At 37.0% G+C, this 25,229-nt stretch carries 25 protein-coding genes; 23 read left to right on the top strand and 2 right to left on the bottom strand.

Annotation, left to right across the window (positions count from 1 at the left end; genetic code table 11):
* The first annotated feature begins 63 nt into the window (after positions 1-63).
* The 7 genes from IGI65_RS08985 to IGI65_RS08955 all read left to right on the top strand — a co-directional run bounded on the left by IGI65_RS08985 (position 64) and on the right by IGI65_RS08955 (position 5,357).
* Positions 64-834 (top strand): dihydroorotate dehydrogenase electron transfer subunit, encoded by a 771-nt coding sequence (locus IGI65_RS08985; RefSeq protein WP_071864003.1) that lies wholly within the window; start codon positions 64-66, stop codon positions 832-834.
* Positions 828-1,757: a dihydroorotate dehydrogenase gene (locus IGI65_RS08980; RefSeq protein WP_412258590.1), complete on the top strand. Its 930-nt coding sequence runs from the start codon at positions 828-830 to the stop codon at positions 1,755-1,757. The genes IGI65_RS08985 and IGI65_RS08980 overlap by 7 nt, the downstream gene beginning before the upstream one ends.
* A 2-nt stretch (positions 1,758-1,759) precedes the next feature.
* Positions 1,760-2,482 (top strand): orotidine-5'-phosphate decarboxylase, encoded by a 723-nt coding sequence (pyrF, locus tag IGI65_RS08975; RefSeq protein ID WP_071864005.1) that lies wholly within the window; start codon positions 1,760-1,762, stop codon positions 2,480-2,482.
* The gene (gene pyrE / locus IGI65_RS08970) at positions 2,475-3,110 is read left to right on the top strand and encodes an orotate phosphoribosyltransferase (protein ID WP_412258495.1); all 636 of its coding nucleotides are present in this window, start codon (positions 2,475-2,477) and stop codon (positions 3,108-3,110) included. The genes pyrF and pyrE overlap by 8 nt, the downstream gene beginning before the upstream one ends.
* Positions 3,111-3,277: 167 nt before the next feature.
* On the top strand, positions 3,278-3,820 hold the full coding sequence (locus IGI65_RS08965; protein ID WP_412258497.1) for a sigma-70 family RNA polymerase sigma factor: 543 nt from the start codon (positions 3,278-3,280) through the stop codon (positions 3,818-3,820).
* A complete protein-coding gene (locus tag IGI65_RS08960; RefSeq protein ID WP_412258499.1) occupies positions 3,817-4,632 on the top strand; it encodes a PH domain-containing protein in 816 nt (271 codons plus the stop codon). Before IGI65_RS08965 ends, IGI65_RS08960 begins: the two co-directional genes overlap by 4 nt.
* A 29-nt stretch (positions 4,633-4,661) precedes the next feature.
* A complete protein-coding gene (locus tag IGI65_RS08955; protein WP_438773984.1) occupies positions 4,662-5,357 on the top strand; it encodes a carbonic anhydrase family protein in 696 nt (231 codons plus the stop codon).
* Between the two features lie 113 nt (positions 5,358-5,470).
* Here the strand turns inward: IGI65_RS08955 and efbA are convergent, their stop codons facing one another.
* Together efbA and IGI65_RS08945 are read right to left on the bottom strand one after the other, a co-directional pair.
* A complete protein-coding gene (efbA, locus tag IGI65_RS08950; RefSeq protein ID WP_438773982.1) occupies positions 5,471-7,171 on the bottom strand; it encodes a fibronectin-binding protein EfbA in 1,701 nt (566 codons plus the stop codon).
* Positions 7,172-7,273: 102 nt separating this feature from the next.
* Positions 7,274-7,675 carry a DUF1622 domain-containing protein gene (locus IGI65_RS08945; protein ID WP_071864010.1) on the bottom strand — a complete coding sequence of 134 codons (402 nt, stop codon included), beginning with the start codon at positions 7,673-7,675 and terminating at the stop codon, positions 7,274-7,276.
* A gap of 185 nt (positions 7,676-7,860) precedes the next feature.
* Here IGI65_RS08945 and IGI65_RS08940 point away from each other — a divergent pair, with 185 nt between their 5' ends.
* From IGI65_RS08940 to IGI65_RS08865, 16 genes are all read left to right on the top strand, one after another.
* Entirely contained in the window at positions 7,861-8,436 is a 576-nt protein-coding gene (locus IGI65_RS08940) for a hypothetical protein (RefSeq protein WP_438773980.1), read from the top strand.
* Between the two features lie 352 nt (positions 8,437-8,788).
* Positions 8,789-9,829, top strand: a complete 1,041-nt coding sequence (gene trpX / locus IGI65_RS08935; protein WP_438773979.1) for a tryptophan ABC transporter substrate-binding protein — start codon at positions 8,789-8,791, stop codon at positions 9,827-9,829.
* 1 nt (position 9,830) lies between these two features.
* Positions 9,831-10,712 carry an ABC transporter permease gene (locus IGI65_RS08930; protein WP_438773978.1) on the top strand — a complete coding sequence of 294 codons (882 nt, stop codon included), beginning with the start codon at positions 9,831-9,833 and terminating at the stop codon, positions 10,710-10,712.
* A gap of 3 nt (positions 10,713-10,715) precedes the next feature.
* Positions 10,716-11,480, top strand: coding sequence for an ABC transporter ATP-binding protein (locus tag IGI65_RS08925; protein ID WP_095005667.1), 765 nt, complete (start codon positions 10,716-10,718; stop codon positions 11,478-11,480).
* 383 nt (positions 11,481-11,863) lie between these two features.
* Positions 11,864-12,730: a shikimate dehydrogenase gene (locus tag IGI65_RS08920; protein ID WP_438773977.1), complete on the top strand. Its 867-nt coding sequence runs from the start codon at positions 11,864-11,866 to the stop codon at positions 12,728-12,730.
* Between the two features lie 16 nt (positions 12,731-12,746).
* Positions 12,747-13,772, top strand: coding sequence for a 3-deoxy-7-phosphoheptulonate synthase (aroF, locus tag IGI65_RS08915; protein ID WP_071864016.1), 1,026 nt, complete (start codon positions 12,747-12,749; stop codon positions 13,770-13,772).
* A gap of 3 nt (positions 13,773-13,775) precedes the next feature.
* On the top strand, positions 13,776-14,840 hold the full coding sequence (gene aroB / locus IGI65_RS08910) for a 3-dehydroquinate synthase (RefSeq protein ID WP_438773976.1): 1,065 nt from the start codon (positions 13,776-13,778) through the stop codon (positions 14,838-14,840).
* Positions 14,840-16,006, top strand: coding sequence for a chorismate synthase (gene aroC / locus IGI65_RS08905; protein WP_438773975.1), 1,167 nt, complete (start codon positions 14,840-14,842; stop codon positions 16,004-16,006). The genes aroB and aroC overlap by 1 nt, the downstream gene beginning before the upstream one ends.
* 10 nt (positions 16,007-16,016) lie before the next feature.
* Complete coding sequence (locus IGI65_RS08900) at positions 16,017-17,108, top strand: prephenate dehydrogenase (protein ID WP_438773974.1); 1,092 nt, start codon at positions 16,017-16,019, stop codon at positions 17,106-17,108.
* A 12-nt stretch (positions 17,109-17,120) separates the two neighbouring features.
* Positions 17,121-18,413: a 3-phosphoshikimate 1-carboxyvinyltransferase gene (gene aroA, locus IGI65_RS08895; protein ID WP_438773973.1), complete on the top strand. Its 1,293-nt coding sequence runs from the start codon at positions 17,121-17,123 to the stop codon at positions 18,411-18,413.
* Positions 18,406-18,915, top strand: coding sequence for a shikimate kinase (locus IGI65_RS08890; protein ID WP_438773972.1), 510 nt, complete (start codon positions 18,406-18,408; stop codon positions 18,913-18,915). Before aroA ends, IGI65_RS08890 begins: the two co-directional genes overlap by 8 nt.
* The gene (pheA, locus tag IGI65_RS08885; protein ID WP_438773971.1) at positions 18,912-19,733 is read left to right on the top strand and encodes a prephenate dehydratase; all 822 of its coding nucleotides are present in this window, start codon (positions 18,912-18,914) and stop codon (positions 19,731-19,733) included. The genes IGI65_RS08890 and pheA overlap by 4 nt, the downstream gene beginning before the upstream one ends.
* A 110-nt stretch (positions 19,734-19,843) precedes the next feature.
* Positions 19,844-21,064, top strand: a complete 1,221-nt coding sequence (locus IGI65_RS08880; RefSeq protein WP_438773969.1) for an LCP family protein — start codon at positions 19,844-19,846, stop codon at positions 21,062-21,064.
* Between the two features lie 161 nt (positions 21,065-21,225).
* Complete coding sequence (locus IGI65_RS08875) at positions 21,226-22,074, top strand: DegV family protein (RefSeq protein WP_438773968.1); 849 nt, start codon at positions 21,226-21,228, stop codon at positions 22,072-22,074.
* 336 nt (positions 22,075-22,410) lie between these two features.
* Positions 22,411-22,890, top strand: a complete 480-nt coding sequence (locus IGI65_RS08870) for a DUF6530 family protein (protein WP_071864025.1) — start codon at positions 22,411-22,413, stop codon at positions 22,888-22,890.
* Positions 22,891-22,907: 17 nt separating this feature from the next.
* Complete coding sequence (locus IGI65_RS08865; protein WP_438773966.1) at positions 22,908-25,166, top strand: AAA family ATPase; 2,259 nt, start codon at positions 22,908-22,910, stop codon at positions 25,164-25,166.
* Positions 25,167-25,229 lie beyond the last annotated feature (63 nt).

Below are 25,229 nucleotides of genomic sequence, written 5' to 3'. Positions count from 1 at the left end.
GAGTGTGCGGTTTTCGCACACTCCATTTGTGAGAAAATGTAAATGAATACCAGGGGGAGCAGTATGGAACAAGGAATGTTGACAGTCATCACACAACAAGAAATTGCACCTAATATTTTTGAATTGGTTTTACAAGGAGAACTAGTAAGAGCAATGGAAAAACCAGGGCAATTTTTACATCTTTTGGTACCACAAAAAGATTTATTACTGCGCCGGCCGATTAGTATTAATCAGTTTGATCGTCAAAATTTGACTTGCCATTTAATTTATCGCGTTGAAGGTCAAGGAACTAAAGCTTTCACTCAGTTATCAGTAGGAGATAAAGTAGATTGTCTTGGGCCTTTAGGGAATGGTTTTGACCTTAGTGGGTTAAAGGCAGGCGATATTGCTTACATTATTGGTGGCGGTATCGGTGTGCCACCACTATATGAACTATCACGACAACTGGTAGCAAAAGGCGTAAAACCAATTCATTTTTTAGGCTTTGCTAAAAAAGAAGTTGTTTATTATGCCGAGAAATTTCAAGCACTAGGTGAAACTTTTTTTGCCACTGATGATGGTAGCTTTGGGGTGCGAGGAAATGTATCACATCTTTTAGAAGGGCGCACAGAAGAACCGGCAGCTGTTTTTGCCTGCGGAAATAATGGCATGTTAAAAATGGTGGATGCAAAATATCAAAATCATCCCAATGCGCAAATTTCAATGGAAGCCCGGATGGCCTGTGGTGTGGGGGCTTGTTATGGCTGCGTTTGCCATGTCAAAAATGAACCGACAAAAAGTCTAAAAGTTTGTGATGAAGGACCAATTTTTAAAACGGGGGTAATCGTATTATGAGTAATCCACTACACATTCAATTACCAGGACTCGATTTACCTAATCCGATTATGCCGGCAAGTGGTTGCTTTGGTTTTGGAAATGAGTATGGCAAATTTTATGATTTAAATAAGCTCGGTGCGATTATGATTAAAGCCACAACACCAGAAGCGCGCTTTGGCAATGAAACACCACGAATTGCTGAAACACCAAGTGGGATGTTAAATGCTATTGGACTACAAAATCCAGGGTTAAAGGTAGTACAAGCAGAAATATTACCGGACTTAAATACACGTTATCCCAATTTGAACATTATTGCTAATGTCGCAGGTTCTTGTGAAGAAGATTATGTGGCAGTTTGCAAACAAATTGGCGATGCGCCGAATGTTAAAGCGATTGAACTGAATATTTCTTGTCCCAATGTAAAACATGGTGGGATTGCTTTTGGGACAGATCCCAAAGTGGCCGCGAGCTTAACTGAAGCTGTTAAAAAAGTAGCTAAAGTCCCTGTTTATGTTAAACTGTCCCCTAATGTAACCGACATTGTACCAATTGCTAAAGCGATTGAAGACGCTGGTGCAGATGGTTTTACAATGATTAACACTTTATTAGGCATGCGCATTGATTTAAAAACTAGAAAACCACTTTTAGCCAATCAAACAGGGGGCTTATCAGGAGCTGCAATCAAACCAGTCGCTATTCGTTTAATTCATCAAGTTTTTCACGCGACAAATATTCCAATCATTGGAATGGGGGGCGTTCAAACGGTTGATGATGTATTGGAAATGATGATGGCAGGTGCGTCTGCTGTGGCAATCGGAACAGCGAATTTTACCGATCCTTTTGTCTGTCCTAAAATAATCGATGCTCTACCAGCACGAATGGCAGAACTAGGGATTAATAGTTTGAGTGAATTAATTCAACAAGTCAGAGAGGAAAAATAAAAATGAATGAACGTCCAATTATTGCACTAGATTTTTCAAGTCGTGGAGAAGTTGAATTGTTTTTTAAAAAATTCCCAAAAAAAGAATCTTTATTTGTTAAAATTGGGATGGAACTTTTTTATCAAGAAGGGCCAGAAACAGTCCGGTGGTTAAAACGAAACGGTCATGACGTGTTCTTAGATTTAAAACTACATGATATTCCTAATACAGTCGAAAAAGCAATGCGGGGCTTAGCAGGACTTGGCGTAGACATTACTTGTGTTCATGCAGCTGGCGGTGTCAAAATGATGGCAGCGGCAATGCGCGGTTTAGAAGAAGGTACACCAATGGGCAAAGAGCGGCCTAAGCTTTTAGCCATTACCCAACTGACTTCAACGACTGAACAAGAAATGCACGATGATCAATTAATTGAAGTACCTTTAGCAAAAAGTGTAATTCACTATGCCAAATGCGCAAAAAAAGCGGGATTAGATGGTGTTGTCTCTTCTGCGTTAGAAGTTGCAGATATTAAAGGGGCGACAAGTGAAGAGTTTATCTGTTTAACCCCAGGAATTCGGCCGACAGGTAGTGAAGTAGGCGACCAAAAACGCGTAGTGACCCCAGGAAATGCTCGCAAAATTGGCTCTAATTTTATCGTGGTGGGGCGTCCGATTACCTTAGCAGAAGATCCTTACAAAGCGTATACTCAAATAAAAAATGAATGGAATGGTATTGAAAATGACTAGTTTAGAAACGACAATTGCCAAAGACTTGTTAGCAGTGGAAGCAGTATTTTTGAGCCCAAATGATCCTTTTACGTGGGCTAGTGGCATTAAAAGCCCAATTTATTGTGATAATCGGATTACCATTAGCTATCCTAAAGTGCGAAAACAAATCGCTCAAGGCTTAGCAGATAAAATCAAGGCCCAATTTCCTGATGTCGAAGTAATTGCTGGCGCTGCTACTGGTGGTGTACCTCATGCTGCTTGGGTAGCGGATATTTTAGACTTACCAATGGTCTACATTCGCGCCAAAGCCAAAGATCACGGCAAAGGCAAACAAATTGAAGGTCGGATTGAAAAAGGCCAAAAGATGGTTATTATTGAAGATTTAATTTCAACTGGCGGCAGTGTATTAGGTACTTGTGAAGCAGCTAAAAAAGAAGGCGCAGATGTATTAGGTGTCGCTGCTATTTTCACTTATGAATTGCCAAAAGGCTTAGCTAACTTTGAAGCAGCAGAGATTCAGTTAGTGACATTAACCAACTATTCAACCTTAATTGAAGTCGCATTAGAAAGTGATTATATTAACAACGATGAGCTAGCGTTGTTAAAAGCATGGAAAGAAGATCCTGAAAACTGGTTAAAAAAATAATCTTAAAAAGTTGTGAAGTTTGCATGATGTAAGCTTCACATTTTTTTTAGTAATATTTACTAGGATAACGCTTCTTACTGCGTGCATTTTTTACATAAATTTGAATTTTAACGATAGAATGATGCTATCTGATACGTATATTAAGTGAACAAAGAGGAGGAGGCTAGATGACAGACGAAGAAATTGTAAGATTAATTACAGCTCAAGATTTTATTGGGTTAGAAAAAATGATTGCTGTGTATGGTCAAACGATTATTAAAACTATTCGTGGTGTGTTATCAAAAAGCGATGAACGTACCTTGTGGGCAGACTGTGAAAATGAAGTGTTTTATACTTTATGGCAAAAGATTCCCACTTATGACAAACAAAAAAGCAGTTTGGCTACATTTATTATGGTGATTACCCGTAATAAAGCAATCGATTTTAAGCGCAAACAGCAAAAGCAAAGTAGTCGTCAAACAGAATTGCAGGAAGAAAGAATTGACCAAAACTATCGACAAGAAGAAAATCCCTTAGCAAAAGAAAAATTTTTAGAACTGCTCGATACATTGTCCAAGCAAGATCAATTAATTTTTTTGCACTACTATTTTTATCAAACACCGCCGCATGAAATCGCCCAATTATTAGCTATTAACGTAAGCGCTGTTTATAATCACTTATCACGGGGAAAAGTAAGATTGCAAAGTGGGTTAAAGGAGGAATTGTCATGAGCTTTAAAGACGTTATTTATGCTGAAAATGCCAAGTTACAGCCTGACTATTTAAGTAACACGGATAAAAAAGAGCTTTTTGAGCAGAGTAAGTACTACATTTTGTTTCAAGAAATTAAAACGAAGTTACAGCCACAATTAGAACAATCAGAAGAAATTATGGGCTATTTGCCGATGACAAACGAGGGGAATTCAGGGATGATGACTTCTGGTCTAATGGGGATGGGGTACGCAAGAAATAAGCAAGCACGAAATTATGTCACCACATTTCATGATACACGGGGCAATCGCTTATTAATTTTTACCTCTACTCGCCTGATTTTTTTAACTGTTTTGGACTTTTTTGAAATGAATCATTTCTCTAGTTTTGCCTATGATAAAATTAAAGGGATTACGACCAAAAAATGGAGCATTCGTTATCGGGATGAAAAAAATCAACGCCAGACAGTTAATTGGTATTTCCTAGATTTTGCAGCAGACACTAAAATTTTCAGTGAAGTCTTGACGGAAAAGGAAATGATGTTATTTAAAAACAACTGGCAAAACATTGAAAAAATGAAATCAATTCCTGAAACGAGAAAGGTTTTGCGTAATCAAAAGATGGATATGGTATTTAGCAATGTCAAAATCTGGTTTAGTTTACTGCAAGGGGTTAATGTCTTATTCATTATACTTGCGATTTTGCTTATTTTAGCTGTTTTATTTATGTTAGGGCCAGGAAAAACGTTATTTGATGCTATTGGGTTCCCCACTTATCAGTTTTTTTATTTGCCACTTGCTAGTGTATTTGATATGCTATTAAAAATATTTTGACAAATTTAGCAATTTAGCGAGGTCAGCAAATGAAACGAAACTTAGATGTTCCCTGGAGTTATAGCGGCACTAACGGACCAGAGTATTGGCACACACTTTGTGACTGGTATGCTGAAGGGGCACAATTTGCCTATCAATCACCAATTGCCATCAATAGTGAAGAAACACTAGCGGGCAAAAAAAAACACCGTCTGACTTTTTCTTATCAGGTGGAAAAATTTACCGAAAAAGAATTTAAAAATACAATTCATTTTGTTCCGTTTGATTGTCAGAGTTATGTCTTATTTGAAGGAGAAAAATACGGTTTAACCGATATTCACTATCATCTACCTAGTGAGCATATTTTAGACAACCAGCAAGCTCCTTTAGAAATTCATTTGGTCCATATGAAAAAAGATGGCACCAATTTAGTAGTGGGGGTTTTGTGTGATATTCTACCAGGTGTTTTACCCGATGGTCCTTTAAAACAAGCACAACGTTGGGATTTAAAAGAGCATATTGAAGTTTTTAATCCTAATTTATTTTTACCTACAGAAAAAAGTTATTTTCATTACGTGGGTTCTCTCACAACACCGCCTACAAAAGGACCGATTAACTGGTTTGTTTTTAAAGCACGCCATCAAATTTCTCGCGCATTTTTATCGCAGTTTCAAGAGGAAATTTTAAAGGGAAATAATCGACCGTTACAAGAAAAAAAGGGCAGACACATCTATTTTTGTGAATAAACTTTTTAAAGTTTAAGGAACAATATTATGCTCACTGAAGAATACAATCCTATGACACCTAAAAGAAAATAAAAGACCATAATCAGCGGCTTAAAACTGATTATGGTCTTTTATTATTGTTTTTGTAAACGGGTGACAATGTCTTCTTCTGGGGTGACATAATACGTTTTTTGATTTTCGTAAATAACATAGCCCGGCTTAGCACCATTTGGTTTTTTTATATATTTTACTTGAACCAAATCTACCGGTACTTGAGCGGAATGGCGATATTTCGAAAAATAAGCTGCAAGTTCAGCTGCTGCTAGAATAGTTTCATCACTAGGATTGCTACTTTTAATAATAACGTGAGACCCGGGAATATTTTTGGTGTGTAACCAATAGTCAGTTTTACGAGCTGTTTTTAAGGTCAATTGATCATTTTGTAGATTGTTTTTACCAACCAAAATAATCGTTCCATCATCTGTAAGATACTGATCGGGTTGTGATTTTGACTGAGCTTTCTTACGTTTCGTCGTTTTTTTCAAATAGCCTTGTGCTACCAATTCTTCTTTGATTAAATCCAAATCCATTGGTCCGGCAATCTCAATTTGAGCCAAGACAGATTCCAAGTAAGCAATTTCTGCTTTGGCTTCATCAATTTGTTGATAAATTAACTTAACGGCATTTTTTAATTTTTGATAGCGATGAAAGTATTTTTGCGCGTTTTGATTAGGCGAAAGAGCGGGATTTAGTTTAATTTCAAGGGGGCGATCTTCTTCGTAGTAATTAGGTAAAACAACTTGATTAGCCCCTTTTGGTACTTCGTGTAAGAAGGTGGTTAAAAGTTCCCCTTTTTGACGATACTCTTCTGCGTTTTCAGAGTCTTTAAGTGTTTTTAACCGCTTTTTTAACTTGGTTTGGTTACGGGCGAGTTCGTTTTCCACTTTTTTTAATAATTGGCCGCCTTGTTGTTTGACGCGATCACGTTCAGCCTTATCTCCGTAAAAAGCATCTAATAGTTCATTTAAATTGGGATAATTAGTCTGGCTGATGGCATCTTTTATTAAATAGTTAAAAACAATTGGAGTAAAAAATTCTTTTGTTTCTGTAACCGTTAAAGTAGGTTTTATATGGTCCAACTCTTTAAAAAAATTACGCCAAGTCGCAACTTTTTCATTTGGATTTTTATTTAATCGAAAAGCGACCTCTTGGGCAGTATCAGCACCTAATCCTTGAAATTTTTGTTGCAATGCTTTGCCATTTAGCTGTGGTAGTTGGGATAGGGCATCAAAAAGAGCCACATCGTTTACGCTAAAAGGATTTAATAAATCTTGTTTAGGCGGGGCGATGTAAATGGCACCTGGTAAAATGGAACGATACGTATTTTGACTACTGCCAATATGCTTAATGGCATCTAAAATCTTTCCGTTGGCTTCATTTAATAATAAAATTGTACTGTGACGGCCCATTAACTCAACGACTAAAACAATATTTTGCAAATCACCCAATTCGTCTCGTTTATTAAACGTAAAATGGACAACCCGATCGTTTTCTAATTGTTTTATTCCCGTTAAAATCGCACCATCCAAATACTTGCGTAACATCATCACAAAATTTGGTGGGGTTTCAGGATTTTGATATGCAATTTCAGTTAATTGAATTCTTGCATAACTAGGGTGAGCAGAAAGTAGTAATTTATGATTGGTTCCTTTTGAACGAATTACTAAAATAATTTCGTTTTGATAAGGTTGGTGGATTTTTGAAATACGACCACCTATCAATGTTTCGGATAATTCCTTTGTAACTAAATGGGTAAAAACACCATCAAAAGACATGATGTAACCTTCTTTCTTGCAAGAGTAATATTATTATAGCAGATAAAAGCCAGATTCTTACTTAACAGAATCTGGCTAAGTTGGTAAATGTACTAACAAAAATTATTTGTTTTTAGCATTTATTTTTTCCATCGTTTCCTCGTTATCTAATGCGTCTTGAATTTCACGATGTAAGAAATAAGAAATAACTGTGCGAATGATAACAACTGCTGCTAAACGCAAAATATCAGCGGGAGTCGGATTAACAATAGATTCAATAATGTCAGCAGCAATTAAAATTTCTAGACTGAGTAAAACATAACTACCTAAAAAATTACGAATAAAGTTATTATGACGGGCAGCTTCGACGTGATTGGCATGTGAACATTCAGCGCGGATAAAGTCATAACCGGCAATGGCAACACCCCAAACCAAGACGATAATTGACAAGAAGTTAAGAAAAACAATAATAACATCAAAAAAAGGCGTGGCGATATTCATAATCATATGTCCCAAGTTCTCCATTTGACGCCTCCTTATATTCATTAAAGTACTATCACTATTATGATAGCGAATATTTAAAGAATTGCCAACTATCTTGACGATAATAAACAATGATTGCTACTATAAAGACAGCAAGAAAAAATTAGTATCACTATTTTACAGCGGCAGTGTTATTTTTTATTATTAATTTTCTTAGGAGCAAACCAATGAAGATAATTCAATCCTTTTTTGCCAGTGTAAAGGCTGGTTTTTTACAAATATGGCGCGATTTTGCCAATTGGGCAGAAGCAAATAAGCGCAAAGCTCTTTTGACTGTTTTAGGACTCTTATTAGGGGTCACTCTTTTTTCGGCTTCGATGATAGTGGCAGTGGCCCATATTCGTCAAGCTGAGTATACGGAACTTTTACTTCCGACGATTCAAAGTAAAAAAATTGAAATGTTGGATTATGGCAATGAAGAACAAGAAATCAAAAATTCAAAAGCGATTTCAGTTATGTTTTCTCCACCTTATGGAGCAGAATACGAAAAGATAATGCGTACATTTTCCGGTAAAGAAGCACAAGAGATAAATCGTCAGTTTTATTATTACCCTTTAGTCTATAATACCGAGAATGTAGCGCAAAAATACCAAATTGATCCTAGTAAAGTGACCTTCATTTTTTTTGAAAAAGGGATAGAAAAAAATCGTTTTGAAGTGGAAGAATTATCAAATTACACTGAAGAATTCATTCCAGAATTGAACCGCTTGCCAATGTGGAACATTAAAGATTTGGACGAGTGAGTTGAACGAATTTTCTGAAATCTTTAAATGTTGCTTGACGCTTTAAATTTTCTACGGTATGCTTAATTACGACAAAAACAAAACGAGGTGAGCCATCATGAAACTATTTACTACACAAAGAGAAACTGCATTTGCATGGCAATTTTGGCGTAGATAGTTGTATTGATGGATTTTTCCATAGATACAACTTTTTAGTGAACTCTAAAACTTGTATCTATGCTGGTAATAGTGAGATGATTCCGCATAGAGACAACCTCTATGCGGATTTTGTTTAAAAGCAATTTCCTTAAGGTAGAGGAAATTGCTTTTTTTCATCTCAAAAAACATTAAATATATTTAGGAGGAAATAATAATGAAAAATAAAGGGTTAGTATACACAGTTATCGCATTAGCAGTAGTTTTGGTAGGGTTTTTAGGCTTTCAACTTTTAACAGGGCAAAAAGATGATGCTAATAACGATACCCCGGCTGTAAAAGAGAAGATCCATACTGTTGGTGTTTTGCAATTTGTTAGTCATCCAGCTTTAGATCAAATCTATACCGGTGTCAAAGAAGGGCTAAAAGAGGCAGGCTATGAAGAAGGAAAAAATTTGAAAATTAATTTTCAAAATGGTCAAGCTGATCAAAGTAAACTAGATACAATGAGCAAACAATTAATTAATGACAATGCAGATGTTTTAGTTGGGATTGCTACACCTGCCGCCCAAGCATTAGCAAATGCTACGACTAGTATTCCAATTGTATTAGGTGCAGTCACTGATCCAGAAGGGGCGGGACTTGTGGCCAGTAATGAACAACCCGGAGGTAATATTACTGGTGTTTCAGATCAACCACCTGTTGCTTCGATTATTGAATTAGCGCATAAATTATTACCTGAAGCTAAAAAAGTGGGCCTTTTATATTCTTCATCTGAAATGAATTCTAAATTTCAAACAAATCAAGCAGAAGCGGCTGCAAAAAAACTTGGTTTAGCTGTAGAAAGAAAAGCAGTTTCTTCAACCAACGAAGTAGCACAAGCGGTACAAGTTTTATCACAATCAGTTGATTTTATCTTTATTCCAAATGACAATACCGTCGCTAACGCAATGGAAACAGTCAGTCAAGAAGCAGACAAAAATAATGTACCAGTTTTTCCTTCTGTTGATACTATGGTGGAACAAGGTGGTTTAGCAACTATTGGCATTAACCAAAAAGAGTTAGGGGTTAAAACTGGTGAGATGGTCGCTGCGATTTTAGCTGGCAAATCAAAACCCGCTGATACACCGGTTTATACATTTACTAATGGCGATACGATTGTAAATGAAGAACAGCTAGCTAGATTTGGTCTAACTTTACCAGCTGATTTAAAAGATAGTGCCAAATTAGTCAAGACAGTTAAAGGAGATACGGAATAAAATGGTCATTTCAACTATCGGACAGGGTTTATTATGGTCTTTATTGGGAATTGGTATTTATTTAACTTATCGCATTTTAAATTTTCCTGATATGACTACAGAAGGTACTTTTCCTTTAGGCGGAGCTGTTTGTGTAACAGCGATTACCAGTGGTGTTTCGCCCTTGTTGGCGACATTATTAGGAATTTTAGCCGGAATGGCGGCTGGTTTTGTTACGGGAATTTTATTTACAAAAGGTAAAATCCCCGTGATTTTAGCCGGTATCTTGGTGATGTCAGGTCTTAACTCTGTGATTTTATTTGTTATGAAAAGCCCCAATAAAGGCTTGAGTAATTTTCCGCGCATTCAGACTGTTTTCACCAATTTAAACTTACCAAATTATTTTGATATCGTTATTCTCGGCTTAATCGCTGTAATTCTTACGATACTTTTCGTGCTCTTTTTCATCAATACAGACTTAGGACAGGCTTATATTGCAACTGGTGATAACGAAGTGATGGCCCGCTCTTTAGGAATTAAAACAGACCGTATGAAAATCTTAGGCTTAACTGTTTCAAATGGTGTGATCGCACTTTCTGGTGCCTTAATTTCTCAAAATGACGGCTATGCGGATGTTTCTAAGGGAACTGGTGTAATCGTTATTGGACTGGCCTCCATTATTATTGGTGAAGTTTTATTTGGCGAGTTAGCCTTTTTAGAACGTTTGGTGGCTGTTGTTGTAGGTAGTATTCTTTACCAAGCTATTATTACATTAATTATTTACTTGGGCTTTGATACTACTTATCTGAAAATTTTCTCCTCTGCCATTTTAGCCATTTGTTTAATGATTCCAACGTTAAAAGAAAAACTAAATTTAAAAACAGGGTTGGAAAAGGAGGCCTAGCCGGTGAGTGTCTTAACAATAAAAAAAGCAGTAAAAAAAATTAAAAATGGCGTAAATGATGAACGCGTAATCCTAAATGATGTTAATTTGACCTTGAATCCTGGCGATTTTGTCACAATTGTAGGCGGCAATGGTGCTGGGAAAAGTACACTGTTTAACACCGTAACTGGCACTCTCTCACTTAGTAGCGGCCAAGTTTTTTTAGACGACGAAAATGTTACCAACTTTGGTGAAGAAAAAAGAGCAAAATACTTAGGACGAGTCTTTCAAGACCCCAAAATGGGGACTGCTCCGCGAATGACAGTAGCTGAAAACCTGCTTTTAGCTGAAAGAAGAGGTCAAAAGAGAAAATTACGTCCCCGGAAATTAAATGAACGAAAAGAAGCTTTTAAAATTTTGTGTGCGAAAGTTGGTAACGGCCTAGAAGAGCATTTAGACACTCCTACAGGACACTTATCTGGTGGACAAAGACAGGCATTAAGTCTTTTAATGGCTACGATTGAAAGACCGGAACTTTTATTATTAGATGAACACACGGCTGCTTTGGATCCTAAGACTTCTAAAAATATCATGGCGTTAACAAATGATTTAGTAAAAGAAAATAATTTGACTTGTATGATGATTACCCATCAAATGGAAGATGCCTTAAAATACGGTAATCGGTTGTTACTTTTGAAAAAAGGTGAGATTGTTAAAGATTTAAATCAGCAGCAAAAAGCTAAACTTACTTTAGCTGAATTATTGCTCTTCTTTGAAGAAGAATTGTGAAAACAAATGAAATAATTTGCAGCTTTTACAAAAACTTATTGACAGTCTGATCAATACAATCTATACTTAACACCATCTTACTCAGTTCGGAGGACTTTTTTATGTTAGAAAAAAGCAGACCACAACTGAATAATTATTACTTTAGCTATTTTAGATAGTTTGTATTCATGAAAACATGGATACAAACCAACTCGTTTGTATCTATGATGGCTAAGGGATTTTGTAATGACTTTACAGCCACGTAGATCAAGAATCTATAGTGGCTCTTTTTATTCCCAGCGGAAAAAATATTTTTCCTATTAGGTGTTCACTGTAGATTGTTGTATCTTAGGTGAACACTTTTTTTGTACCCATAGGCTGCTAATATTTAAGGGGTGAGTAAAATGGAAGTTACAGGTTATACTCGTCTAGCAGGTTTAATTGCCAAACCTGCTAAGCATAGTATTTCACCGTTAATGCATAACGCTGCTTTCAAAGCAAATAACATTGATGCGGTCTATTTAGCTTTTGAAATAGAAAAAGAGCAATTAGCGGTGATGATGAAAAGTATTACCGCACTGAACATGATCGGGGTAAATGTTTCAATGCCTTATAAAAGAGCGGTGCTATCTTATCTGGATGAATTAAGTGAAGCTGCAACATTAACCGGTGCAGTCAATACGATTCTACCGCAAAAAGATGGTCGCTTAGTTGGACACAATACAGACGGTAGTGGATTTATGCGAAGTTTAGTTGATAGTAAGATAGATATTATTGGTGAAGAAATAACTGTCATTGGTACTGGTGGTGCGGCTACTGCAATTTGTGTTCAAGCTGCTTTAGACGGGGTAAAAAAAATTAACGTCTTTAATCGGCAAGGTAAATTTTTTAATCAGAAACAGCAAAAAATCCATGAGATTGAAAAAAAGACACAGTGTAAATTATCTTTAACAGATTTAGCGGATGTTAAAGCTGTCAATAAAGCGCTCAGAGATAGCAAATTGTTAGTAAATGCAACAGATGTCGGAATGAAACCTAATGACGATCAAACACCAATTCAAGATTTTAGTGCATTGCATAATGATTTAGCTGTATATGATGTAATTTATAATCCACGAAAAACGAAATTAATCCAAATTGCTAATGAAAAAGGATTAAAAACTGTCAATGGTTTAGGTATGTTGCTCTATCAAGGCGCGTATGCTTTTGAATTATGGACAGGTAAAAAAATGCCATTAGAAATCGTTAAGCCACTTGTGGCTAACAGTTAAAAAGGAGAATATGAAAATGATTGTAATTATGAAACCAGGTGCGACTAAAGAGCAAGTTGAATTAGTCGTTAAACGCATTCAAAAAGAAGGACTAGATGTCAATATTGATCAAGGTACTGAACATATTGTCATCGGCTTAAAAGGTGATGTTAGGGGCGTCCAAGATGTTCCTTTTAACACGTACGATGGCGTAGAGAAGACATTAAAAATTTCGAATACTTACAAGTTGACATCACGAGAATTTCATCCTGGTAACACAGTTGTGGATGTAGACGGGGTTAAAATTGGTGATGGCAGTTTTGTGACAATGGCAGGACCGTGTTCTATTGAAGGCTTAGAACAAATTTTAGAATGTGCCAAAATTGCTAAAGCGGGTGGTGCTAAAATCTTGCGCGGAGGCGCATTTAAACCACGTACTTCCCCTTACGCTTTCCAAGGATTAGAAGAAGAAGGATTAAAATACATTCGGCAAGCAGCAGATGAATTTGATTTGAAAGTAATCACAGAAGTAATGGATGAAGGTCATATTGAAATGGTGGCAGAATACAGTGATATTTTACAAATTGGAGCCCGCAATATGCAAAATTACAAATTACTTCAATCCGTTGGTAAAACAGGTAAACCAATTGGCTTAAAACGAGGGATTGCCGGGACTATTGATGAGTGGTTAAATGCAGCGGAATACATTGCTGTTCAGGATAAATCACCTGTTATTTTCATTGAGCGGGGAATCAGAACTTATGAAACAGCAACGCGAAACACATTTGATTTATCAGCGGTACCTCTAATTAAAAAATTAAGTCATTTTCCTATTATTGTTGACCCAAGTCATGGAACTGGTGTTTGGGATTTGGTTACTCCAATGGCGCGGGCAGGCGTTGCTGCTGGTGCTGACGGAATGATTGTCGAAATTCATCCAGATCCTAAAAATGCCTGGTCTGACGGACAACAATCGTTAAATGAAGAAAATTACTTAAAGATGATGCAAGAAGTAGATATTTTAACGGCTGCAATGAAACAAATTAAAGAAATCGAGGGCTAACTTATGCGAGTTAACTTAAAAGAAGATTCCTACGAAATTTTAATTGAACGTGGCGCCTTAACCAAATTGGGAAGCTGGCTCAATTTATTATGGAAGCCTCAAAAAGTTGCGGTTATTACAGATACAAATGTAGCACCACTTTATAGTCAAACTGTAATGAATCAACTGAGCGCAGCTGGATACACGCCGCATTTAGCAGTCGTGCCAGCAGGCGAAAGGAGTAAATCATTACAAACTGCCGCAGAATTATACGATTTTCTAGCTGAAGCAGAGTTTACGCGCAGTGATGGTATTCTAGCATTAGGTGGAGGCGTAATTGGCGATTTAGCCGGTTTTGTAGCTTCAACATATATGCGGGGAATCCATTTTGTCCAAATTCCGACAACATTACTTGCGCAAGTAGATTCTAGTATTGGTGGAAAAACAGGTGTTAATACTGATAAAGCTAAGAACTTAGTCGGTACTTTCTGTCAACCAGCAGGTGTTTTGATTGATCCCAATGTATTAAAAACATTAGCAATGCGGCGGGTGCGAGAAGGAATTGCCGAAATTATCAAATCAGCAGCGATTGCAGATTTGAATTTATGGCAGACGTTATCGCATTTAAAAGATGAAGCTGACTTATTAGATCACGCTGAAGCAATAATTACCTCAGCCTTAGAAGTAAAGCGCCAAGTAGTAGAAGAAGATGAATTTGATAATGGGATGCGTTTAATTTTGAACTTTGGCCATACTATCGGGCATGCGATTGAAAAAACAGCTGGGTATGGTGTGATTAGCCATGGTGAGGGTGTAGCTTTGGGAATGATAAAAATTAACAGTGTCTCAGAAGCAAAAGGATTGTCCCCGGTTGGTAGTACTGCGCAATTAAAAGAGATGATTATGAAATTTCATTTGCCAACGCAATTACCTGATTGGGATGAAAAAGCACTCTATCAAGCGATTACTCACGATAAAAAAGCTCGAGGTGACAATTTAAAACTAATTTTATTAACCGAGATTGGTCAAGCCAAAATTGTAGAAGTTCCTTTAGTTGAAATAAAAGATTATTTGAAGGAGGCGTTATAATGCGTTATTTAACAGCAGGAGAATCCCATGGGCCAGAACTTACGGCTATTATTGAAGGCTTACCAGCGGGGATGCCGCTTTTAGCCGAAGACATTAACTTAGAATTAGCAAGACGACAAGCCGGTTATGGTCGCGGTGGTCGGATGAAAATTGAAAAAGATCAAGTCCGTATTACCTCGGGTGTGCGGCATGGAAAAACATTAGGTTCACCCGTAACATTGATTGTCGAAAATCGCGACTGGAAAAACTGGCAAACTGTTATGGCTAGTGAAGAGGTTCCTAAAAAGGAACAAACAATGCGACAAGTAACACACCCCAGACCAGGACACGCTGATTTAGTCGGTGGAATGAAATACCATCATGCGGATTTACGCAATGTTCTAGAGCGTTCCTCTGCCAGAGAAACTACTATGCGGGTTGCAGTTGGTGCAATCGCTAAAAAACTATTAAAAGAACTTGAAATAGAGGTTGCGGGTCATGTTACTGTTTTAGGGGGAATAAAAGCAGAAATTCCGGCTGAAATCAGCCTGACAGAAATAAAAGAGCGCTCAGAAAAATCTGAAGTTCGTGTTGTTGATCCAAATGTTGAAGTGAAAATGAAACAACTAATTGATCAGACGAAAAAAAATGGCGATACTATCGGGGGTATTGTAGAGGTTTTAGTGGGAAATGTTCCAGCAGGACTTGGTAGTTATGTTCAATGGGATACAAAGCTAGATGCAAAACTAGCCCAAGCAATCGTTGGCATTAATGCTTTTAAAGGGGTAGAGTTTGGTGTTGGTTTTGAAGCGGCTAATTTACCCGGCTCAAAAGTAATGGATGAAATTATTTGGTCAAATGCTACTGGCTACCGCCGTAAAACCAATCACTTGGGTGGCTTTGAAGGCGGCATGACAAATGGGGAAACAATCATCGTAAAAGGCGTTATGAAACCAATTCCGACTTTATATAAACCATTAATGAGTGTAGACATAAAGACCAAAGAACCGTATAAAGCTAGTGTAGAGCGCTCAGATAGCACCGCTGTTCCTGCGGCAAGTGTGGTAGCAGAAAATGTAGTCGCAACGGTCTTAGCAACAGAAATTTTAGCTAAATTTTCTAGTGATTCTTTTGCAGAATTAAAAGATGCGGTGGCAAATTATCGCCAATATATTAAAAACTTTTAGGAGGTCTGTGATGGAGCAAAAAGTTTTTATTGTCGGCTTAGGATTAATTGGTTCATCTTTAGCATTAGCAATCAAAAGTAAACATCCTAAAGTTGAGCTTAGCGGTTTTGATTTACATGAAACAACCGTGGAAATTGCAGTAAAAAAAGGCATTGTTACCAAAATGGCTAATAATTTTGCCCAAGGTGCACTTGATGCAGATATTATCATTTTAGCAGTACCAGTTTTTAAAACAATGAGCTATTTGGAAGAACTTGCGAAGCTTCCCTTAAAAGAAGATGTTCTTGTCACAGATGTTGCAAGTACCAAAGAACAAATTATGGCTACCGCAAAAACACTACCTTTTTCATTTATTGGTGGGCACCCGATGGCTGGATCGCATAAATCAGGGATAAAAGCAGCAGATGCTCATCTATTTGAAAATGCCTATTATATTATGACTAATCAAAAAGAATCTCAAAATAAAGTTGTACTTTTACAAGAATTATTGTCAGGAACTAAAGCAAAGTTTGTCGAATTAACAGCTAGTGAACATGATCAAATCACAGCAATGCTTAGCCACTTGCCGCATATAATTGCAGCCGCCCTTGTAACTCAAGGGGATTGTTTTAATCAAGAGCATCCTCGTGCCAAACAATTAGCAGCCGGTGGATTCCGGGATATTACACGCATTGCTTCTTCTGATCCGAAGATGTGGACTGAAATTTTATTAAGTAACCAAGCGGCTATTTTACAGCAGTTGAACAATTGGCAAAAAGAAATTATGAAAGTAAAAAAATGGGTCACAAATAGTGATCAAAAGGAAATTTTTCATTTTTTTGATCAAGCTAAAGATAATCGCGACAGCTTGCCTGTTCACAAAAATGGCGCGATTCCAGCCTTTTATGATCTTTATGTTGATGTTCCAGATGAACCTGGGGTAATAGCAGAAGTGACAGGACTTTTAGGTCACCATCAGATCAATCTAATTAATCTGAAAATTCAGGAAACAAGAGAAGATGTTAATGGGATTTTGCAAATTAGTTTTCGTAACGAAAATGACTTGATGCGGGCCAAAGCCTGCCTTTTAAGACATACGAATTATCCTACGCGCTTAAAATAAAAGGAGGCAACTATGGAATTATTACAAGCACAAAACGGATTAGCCGGCAGTATCACTGTCCCGGCAGATAAATCAATTTCCCACCGCAGCATAATGTTTGGTGCTCTAGCAACAGGACAAACAACCATCAAGAATTTCTTGCGTGCCCAAGATTGTTTAAGTACCTTAAATGCATTTAAAAAACTAGGTGTCCCAATTTCAGATGATGGTACGACGATTACAGTAACTGGTGTTGGGTTTTCTGGTTTAAAGAAAAGTCAATCAGACATTGATGTTGGTAATTCTGGCACAACGATTCGTTTGATGATGGGAATTTTAGCCGGCCAAAACTTTACCACAACACTATTTGGAGATGATTCCCTAAATAAGCGACCAATGCAACGGGTAATGACGCCTTTACAGCAAATGGGTGCGACTCTTACCGGTAAAGCAAGCAGTGAATTTCCACCCATCAAAATTCAAGGTACAAAAGAATTATTAGCCATTGATTATCAAATGCCTGTAGCCAGTGCTCAAGTAAAATCGGCAATTATCTTTGCAGCTTTACAAGCAAAAGGCACATCAACGATTATCGAAAAAGAAATTTCTCGTAACCATACTGAAGAAATGATTCGCCAATTTGGCGGTGAAATTACCACAAATGGTCGCAAGATTACACTCACCGGTCCACAAACCTTAGTCGGTCAAAACGTTGTGGTTCCAGGGGATATTTCTTCGGCGGCATTCTTTTTAGTGGCTGCTGCCATTACCCCGAATAGTCAACTACACCTTAAAAATGTAGGGATGAATCCAACGCGAACAGGTATCATTGATGTTTTAAAACAAATGGGGGCTAATTTAACGATTGAAAACCTTGATACAAACAATCAAGCAGCAGATTTGAAAATTGAAACATCTGCACTTCACAGTACTATCATAAAAGGTGAGATTATTCCCCGCCTAATTGATGAATTGCCCATTATTGCGTTATTAGCCACGCAAGCTAGTGGTCAAACGGTTATTAAAGACGCAGAAGAATTAAAAGTAAAAGAAACAAATCGCATTGATGCAACCGCAGCAGAATTAAAGAAAATGGGGGCTGATATTACGCCAACAGAAGATGGTCTCATCATTAATGGACCAACGCCACTAAAAGGGGCTGAAGTCTCAAGTCGAGGCGATCATCGCATCGGGATGATGCTACAAATTGCTGCTTTAATTGCCACTGGTACCACTATGTTGCAACAGCCAGAAGCCATTAACATTTCTTACCCAGATTTTTTCCAAGATATCAAAAAAATCATAGTAGGTGAGCGCCATGAGTAGTATTTTACTAATTGGTTTTATGGGTGCAGGAAAATCAACAGTTGGAAGCTTACTGGCGGAGAAAATGAAGCGACCATTAATTGATTTAGATGATTTAATCACAAAAGAAATTGGCATGCCGATACCTGATTTTTTTGCTTCTAAAGGAGAAGCAGCTTTTCGCCATGTCGAAACAACTGTTTTAAAAGATCACTTTACTGCTAATGCCATCATTGCAACTGGCGGTGGGATTGTAGTCAATGAATTAAATCGTAACCTTTTAAAAGATCATCCTCATGTCATCTATTTAAAGGCGGACTCTAAAACATTAATTGCCCGTATCAAAAACGATGCAAAAAATATTCGTCCACTGGCAAGTCAAAAAAGCGCAGCAGAAATTACCGCGCTCTTGAATTCGCGTCTGCCACATTATGAAGAGAGTGCGGCAATAATTATTGAAACAACGCAACGCGATCCTGAAGAAATTGCTACAGAAATCATAGAAAGGTTGGGAAAAGCATGAAAATTGGTTATTTGGGACCTAAGAGTTCATTTTCTCACCAAGCCGCCAAAAAACAATTTGATGCAGTCGATTTGGTGGCGTATGCCTCTATTCCAGCCTGTCTAAACGCCGTGTTAACAAAAGAAGTTGCATATTCCATTGTGCCAATTGAAAACTCGCTAGAAGGATCGGTTCACGCAACAATCGATACATTGTCGCAAAATCATCAACTACAAGTTTTAGCCGAAGTTATTTTACCAATCAACCAACAATTACTAGCAACTAGTAAAGGGCCGTTTAAAAAAATCTATTCTCATCCGCAAGCGCTAGCTCAGTCGCAAAAGTTTTTAGCAGCACATTATCCCACTGCTGAATTAGTACCCACCACTTCTACTACTGCAGCGTGTGAATATGTCGCAACGCAACAGACAAAAGAAATTGCGGCCATCGCCGCGGCTGAGGCTGCTGTATCTTATGGTTTAAAAATTATCAGCTCTAATATTCAAGACAATGATTTTAACCAAACACGCTTTTGGATTGTAGGGCTAAAACCGACAACTACATTTGGCAAGGCAGAAAAAATGTCTTTAATTTTGACACTGCCTTCAAATAAAGCGGGGGCACTTCACCAAATGTTGGCCGCTTTTGGTTGGCGTCAAATTAATTTAAGCAAAATTGAATCGCGGCCTTTAAAAACTAGTCTTGGTGAATATTTCTTTGTAATTGATCTCCTATTAGATCAACCGCAACAATTAATTGACAATGCTATAGAAGAAATTAAATTACTTGGTGGGACTGTTATTCACTTAGGGACATATCCTGTCACTTTATCGAGCTAACAAAATTGAAAGAAATGCTATGAAATGCTTAAATTTTTTCATAGCATCTTTTTTTGCACTCAAGTTAGGGTAAACTTGTAGAGAAATGATTTACTTTTGGAGGTAGCCACATGAGTCGCATGGATCGCTATAAAAAAATACATGAAGAAACAAATAAAAAAGAAAGTGTATTTGCTCGTAAGCAATTAACTGATAAAGAGTTGGAAAAAGCAGCATCCGAAGAAGAAAAACGCAATCAAGAGGATTTTTCTACTACTAATGAAGAGTACAATGCACGTAGTAAAAAAGCGCAAGGCAATTTTGAGATAAAAACAAAGGGGTTTAAAGCCCGAAATAGTCATCCTCGTAATTTAAGGAATAAAAACAATCCAAAAAGTGTTCAAAAAGATGAAGAACAGCCACGCCAAGTAAAAAAAGAAAAGAAAATTAAGCCTAAGAAAAAACACCCTATTTTTCGCTTTATCATTGGCTTACTCCTGTTATTACTCGTTTATAGCGGCGTTGCCTTTGCACTAGGAAAAATGTCCGCTGCTTCTGATAGTGAGATTCCTAAACAAGAAGTAGAGAATTTCAACGGTTTTACTTCAGCAGATGGCGCAAATAATATCTTATTACTGGGAAGTGATAGTAGAAAAGGCGAAACTGCACGCGCAGATACCATTATGGTTTTACAATTAGACGGACCAAGTAAAAAACCGAAACTAATTTCTTTTATGCGGGATACATTGGTTGATATTCCAGGGGTTGGGCAAAACAAAATTAACGCAGCTTACGCTTATGGTGGGGCAGATTTAGTTCGTCAAACCATCTCACAAAACTTTGGTTTAGAATGTAAGTATTATGCTGTTGTTGATTTTAAATCTTTTGAAAAAGTAATTGATACGTTGTTTCCTGGCGGAGTTGCTATTAACGCCGAAAAAGACATGAGTACTAACTTAGAAGTACCAATCAAAAAAGGCCAACAAAATATGGATGGCTTACACTTATTACAATATGCCCGTTTTCGGATGGATGAAGAAGGCGATTTTGGCCGCGTAAGACGGCAACAACAAGTTATGGATGCCATTTTTAGTCAGATGAAAAATCCACTTGCAATTGCTAAATTACCTTATGCTGCCGGAAAAGTTTTAGGGTATACTGGCACAAACCTTAAAACGAGTTTCTTAGTCAAAAATAGCTTGCACATTTTAAAAGGAGCAAGTGGGATTGACCGACTGACCGTCCCAGCTAAAGATACTTGGGAATATGGAAATACAGCGGAAGCTGGAAGTGTGTTAGTCGTAGATAAAGAAGCCAATCAAAAAGCAATCAATAATTTTTTAGCAAAATAATTATAAAAGGGTAGGGATAGATGAAAAACTATCCTTTCCCCTTTTTTATTTTAGTAATAGTAGTTTCTTTTAAGGTGAATCTAGTATAAACTATTTTCCTGAATCTTAGTTTATGCTATATTTGTAGAAGTAGTGAAATTTTCTTGAAACGAGGATTATAAATGAAATTAGCAGTTGTAACAGATAGTTCTGCATTTCTACCTGAAACCATCAAAAATCATTCGGACTTATATATTATTCCTGTACCAGTCATCATTGATGGCAAAATCTATAATGAAGGCGTCGATATTGAAGCCGATGAATATTATGAAATGCTAAATGGTAGTAAAGAATTTCCCACAACCTCTCAACCGGCTTTGGGTGAAGTAATTGAACTTTATGAAAATCTAGCCGCTAAAGGCTATGATACAATTTTAAGTATCCATTTATCTGGCGGAATCTCAGGATTTGTAGCAACGCTCAATACGATTAAAGATGAAATAAAAGGTGCAACCGTCATTCCGTATGATTCTAAGATTACGAGTATGCCAATGGGTCACATGGTAGAAAGTGCGATTCAAATGAAAGATGCAGGAAAAACATTAGCAGAAATCATCCAGCATTTAGATATTATTCGTGACAATACGTATGCGTATTTAATTGTCGATGACTTAAACAACCTCGTTCGTGGCGGGCGCTTAACTAATGGTGCCGCATTAATTGGCGGTTTGTTAAAAATTAAACCGATTTTGACCTTTAATAATGGGAAAATCGAGTTATTTGAAAAAATTCGTTCTAGCAAAAAGGCTTTTAATCGCGCCGAAGAAGTTATCGGGCAACGGGCTTCTGAAATTAATCGTCCTGTTAAATTGTATGTCATCCATGCGAATAATTTGACAGTAGCGCAAGAGGAGAAAGAAAAATTAGCAGCTAAATATCCTGATGCAGACATTGAAATTGGTTATTTTGGACCAGTTATTGGAACTCACTTGGGAGAAAAAGCAATTGGAATTGCAATTGCTGCTATCTAAACTTAATTATTAATAGATAATTAGACTGTAACTGAAATAGTCAGCTTCAAGAACAGGCAGAAGTTTTAACAAAATTGCTACTCAATTTTTGCGAAACATCGGCTTATCTGGCTTATCTTAAAAGAAGTTACTTTTTGAAACTGCTTAGTTAAAAACAAAAGGTATGACAAAAATTTTGTCATGCCTTTTTTGCTTTTCTTTGTGAGCACATACTAGCGCAATAAGTCAAAATGATTGGCAATTTATCCATCCTTTTTTATACTTTAGTAAAGTAGTATATTACTAAAGTACTATCTAATAAATTAATTATTCAAAATGATAAGAGGAGTGAGTACGGTGGAAATTCCAACAAATTTGAAACACAAACCCGTTCTAGTAGTAGAAAACTATGATAATGCAGATGGCAAACAAGCTTTTGAATCAGATGCAAAAGGACTTTCTTTGGGGCTCGCGCAATGGAATGATCGCGGTAAAGTTGATATTTCAGGTAAGGTTTGGCGTCATACAGGCGAAAAATGGTCTCGTCAATCAGAAGAACTACCGATTAACCGTATTTTAGATTTAGCTATTTTAGTGGCACAAGCGAGTATTTATTTTCAAGATGCGTATCGGTATCCTAAATTTTATGACCCTGAAAATCCTGTTGTCGATATTGTTGGCGTACAAGGAAATCGCATGACCGTCGAAGTGGATACAAATAATCCGATGATTGATGAAGATATTAAACTTTTTCATGATATTTGGCAAAAAGATGGTGAAATTTTAGGTGAGCGTTTTCGTATTTTAAAACGTTTATTAGAAGAAGCCGGTTATTAAAAAAAGTAGGTGAGATTATGCTAACGCCATTTGAAATCACAAACACACGCGTCTTTAGCCGTCTAGAAAAACAAATGATTTGGCAAAAGCCACAAAGTCACCAAACAAGTGAAGTCGAAATACGCGTCGCTTCTGAAATTAAAAATAATTGGGATGATTCTGAAATGAAAATCATGAATGTCCTATTGGAAGGAGACGCCGGCTCAGGGAAAACACAGCTAGCAAAAGCTTTATCTTATGACTTACAACTGCCCTATACTAAAGTAACTTGTTTTGCCGATATGGATAAATCAGATGTTTTTGGTGCATTACTGCCGGTAGTAACAACAGATGATGAAAGTGATGGCGAATTATTAGAAGCAATTTATCAAACAGACAGTTTGGATGCTGTTTTAAAATTAATTGCCCAACATCATAGTATTACAATTGAGCAAGCAAAAACTCGGTTAAAAGAGCTAATTGAACGCATTGATCGTAACGAACAAGAAGTGGTGCATTATAAATTTTATCCTTCTGAAATTGTGCGGGCAATCGAAAAAGGCTATTTATTAGAGATTCAAGAACCCACAGTAATTCGCGATGCATCTGTTTTGGTCGCTTTAAATTCAGCTTTAGAACCAAACGGGATGTTAAATTTACCAACGGGAGTTATAAAAAGACATCCTGATTGTGTTATTGTCATTACTACCAATCGCAACTATCAAGGAAACCGTCCCTTAAATGAATCCTTAAGAGACCGGATGCAACACGCGGAACGGATGGACTTACCTGCTCTTGAAGTAATGGTAGAACGAGCAGTTGCTAAAACTGGCGTGACTAATTTAGCCGTCGTTACCAAAATGGCTGAAGTGATTCGCTTATTAGATGAAACAGCAAAAGCTAATGCCATTAAAGGTGTGGCAGGTATGCGATCTTATTTTTACTGGGTCAATACCTTTAAGCAAGGGCAAGATATTTTTGAAAGTCTTTATCCTAAAGTCATTTATAAATTAACCACTGAACCAAGTGAAATAACCTTATTAAAAGAGGCTCTGGATGATAGTAAATTGCTAATTTTGTTACGTGAAGCGCTTAATCCCAATCCTACAGAAGTGTTAAAAGATATTAAAGGACGCAAAATTTCTGCTGCTGAGGCTGATTTGCGTAATATAACTGAAGAAGCTGAAAGTGAGGCTGTTTTAGCTAGTCTTGCTACTGAAGATAAAGACGGTTCTTTAGATACTAGCGATTCTACCAGTGACAGACAATCCCCAAAAGAGCAATCAATAAATTCTAGCGACGAAAAACAAACGGAAATGGCAGGAGAAAAAGCTGCTCATGATGGTGCTAGCCACGTAGGAAAAGAAAGTGATGAAGGGATTTCAAGCGAGCAAAATGTTGATATTAAAGCTTATGAAAAAAAAGAAAAAGAGTTACGGAAAGAATTAAATAAAACTGCTCGCGCGACAATGAAAGGAACAATTCATGAAAAAGAAGGCTTAATTTTACAACGGCCAACTTTTACCAAAGAAGATATGAAAGAAGCTGCTGTTTTAAATCAGAGCATCACGCCTGTAGTCGATCGTTTAGTCAAAAAGATTACTGATATTTTAGAAAATGAACAAAGTGAGGTTTACGGAAAAGGAAAGTATAGTGGCACTCGTTTTGATGCCAGTCGCGTTGCCTATGGCGATTATCGGACATTTGATAAAAAGACACCTCCTCATGAAAAACCTTCCCTTGCTTTAGCAGTACGCATTGACGAATCTGGCTCCATGTTAAAAGATAACCGGATTGACAGTGCCCGCCTAGCGGCGTTAGCAGTCGCAAGTTTTGCTAAGAAAATGTCAATTCCTTTAATGATTTACGGCGATACAGCCGATTTGTCTTCTCGTGAAAAGACGTCTATTTATTCATATAAAGAATTTAAAGATGATTTTCGTTACTTAGAGGCAAAACTGGTGACCATGAAACCACGTCAAAATAACCGTGATGGCGTGCCGTTGCGTCTTTTAAGCCAAAAATTAGCTGCAGAAAATGCCACAACTAAATTATTAATCAATATCTCTGATGGTCAGCCAAAAGCACTACCGGATTATACAGGAGATAAAGCTAAAAACGATATTCAAACTGTCATGAACGAATTTGAACGCCAAGGAGTTATTTATCTAGCAGCTGCTATCGGAGACGATAAAGAAGCGATTAAAAATATTTTTGGTAGCCAACGTTTCATAGATATTGGTGATCTTACAACATTTCCAGAAGATTTAATTCAATTGATTTCCCGTTACTTATAATTCTTATAAAATTTCTTTTTTGTAATTTATAGACGAAAAGTATTTTGTTTAATGAGAAAAATG

Source organism: Enterococcus sp. DIV0755b (genome assembly GCF_051713765.1).
GTDB lineage: Bacteria > Bacillota > Bacilli > Lactobacillales > Enterococcaceae > Enterococcus_C > Enterococcus_C canintestini.
Note: the sequence above shows the minus strand (reverse complement) of the source record. Positions and strands in the feature narration are given on the sequence as shown.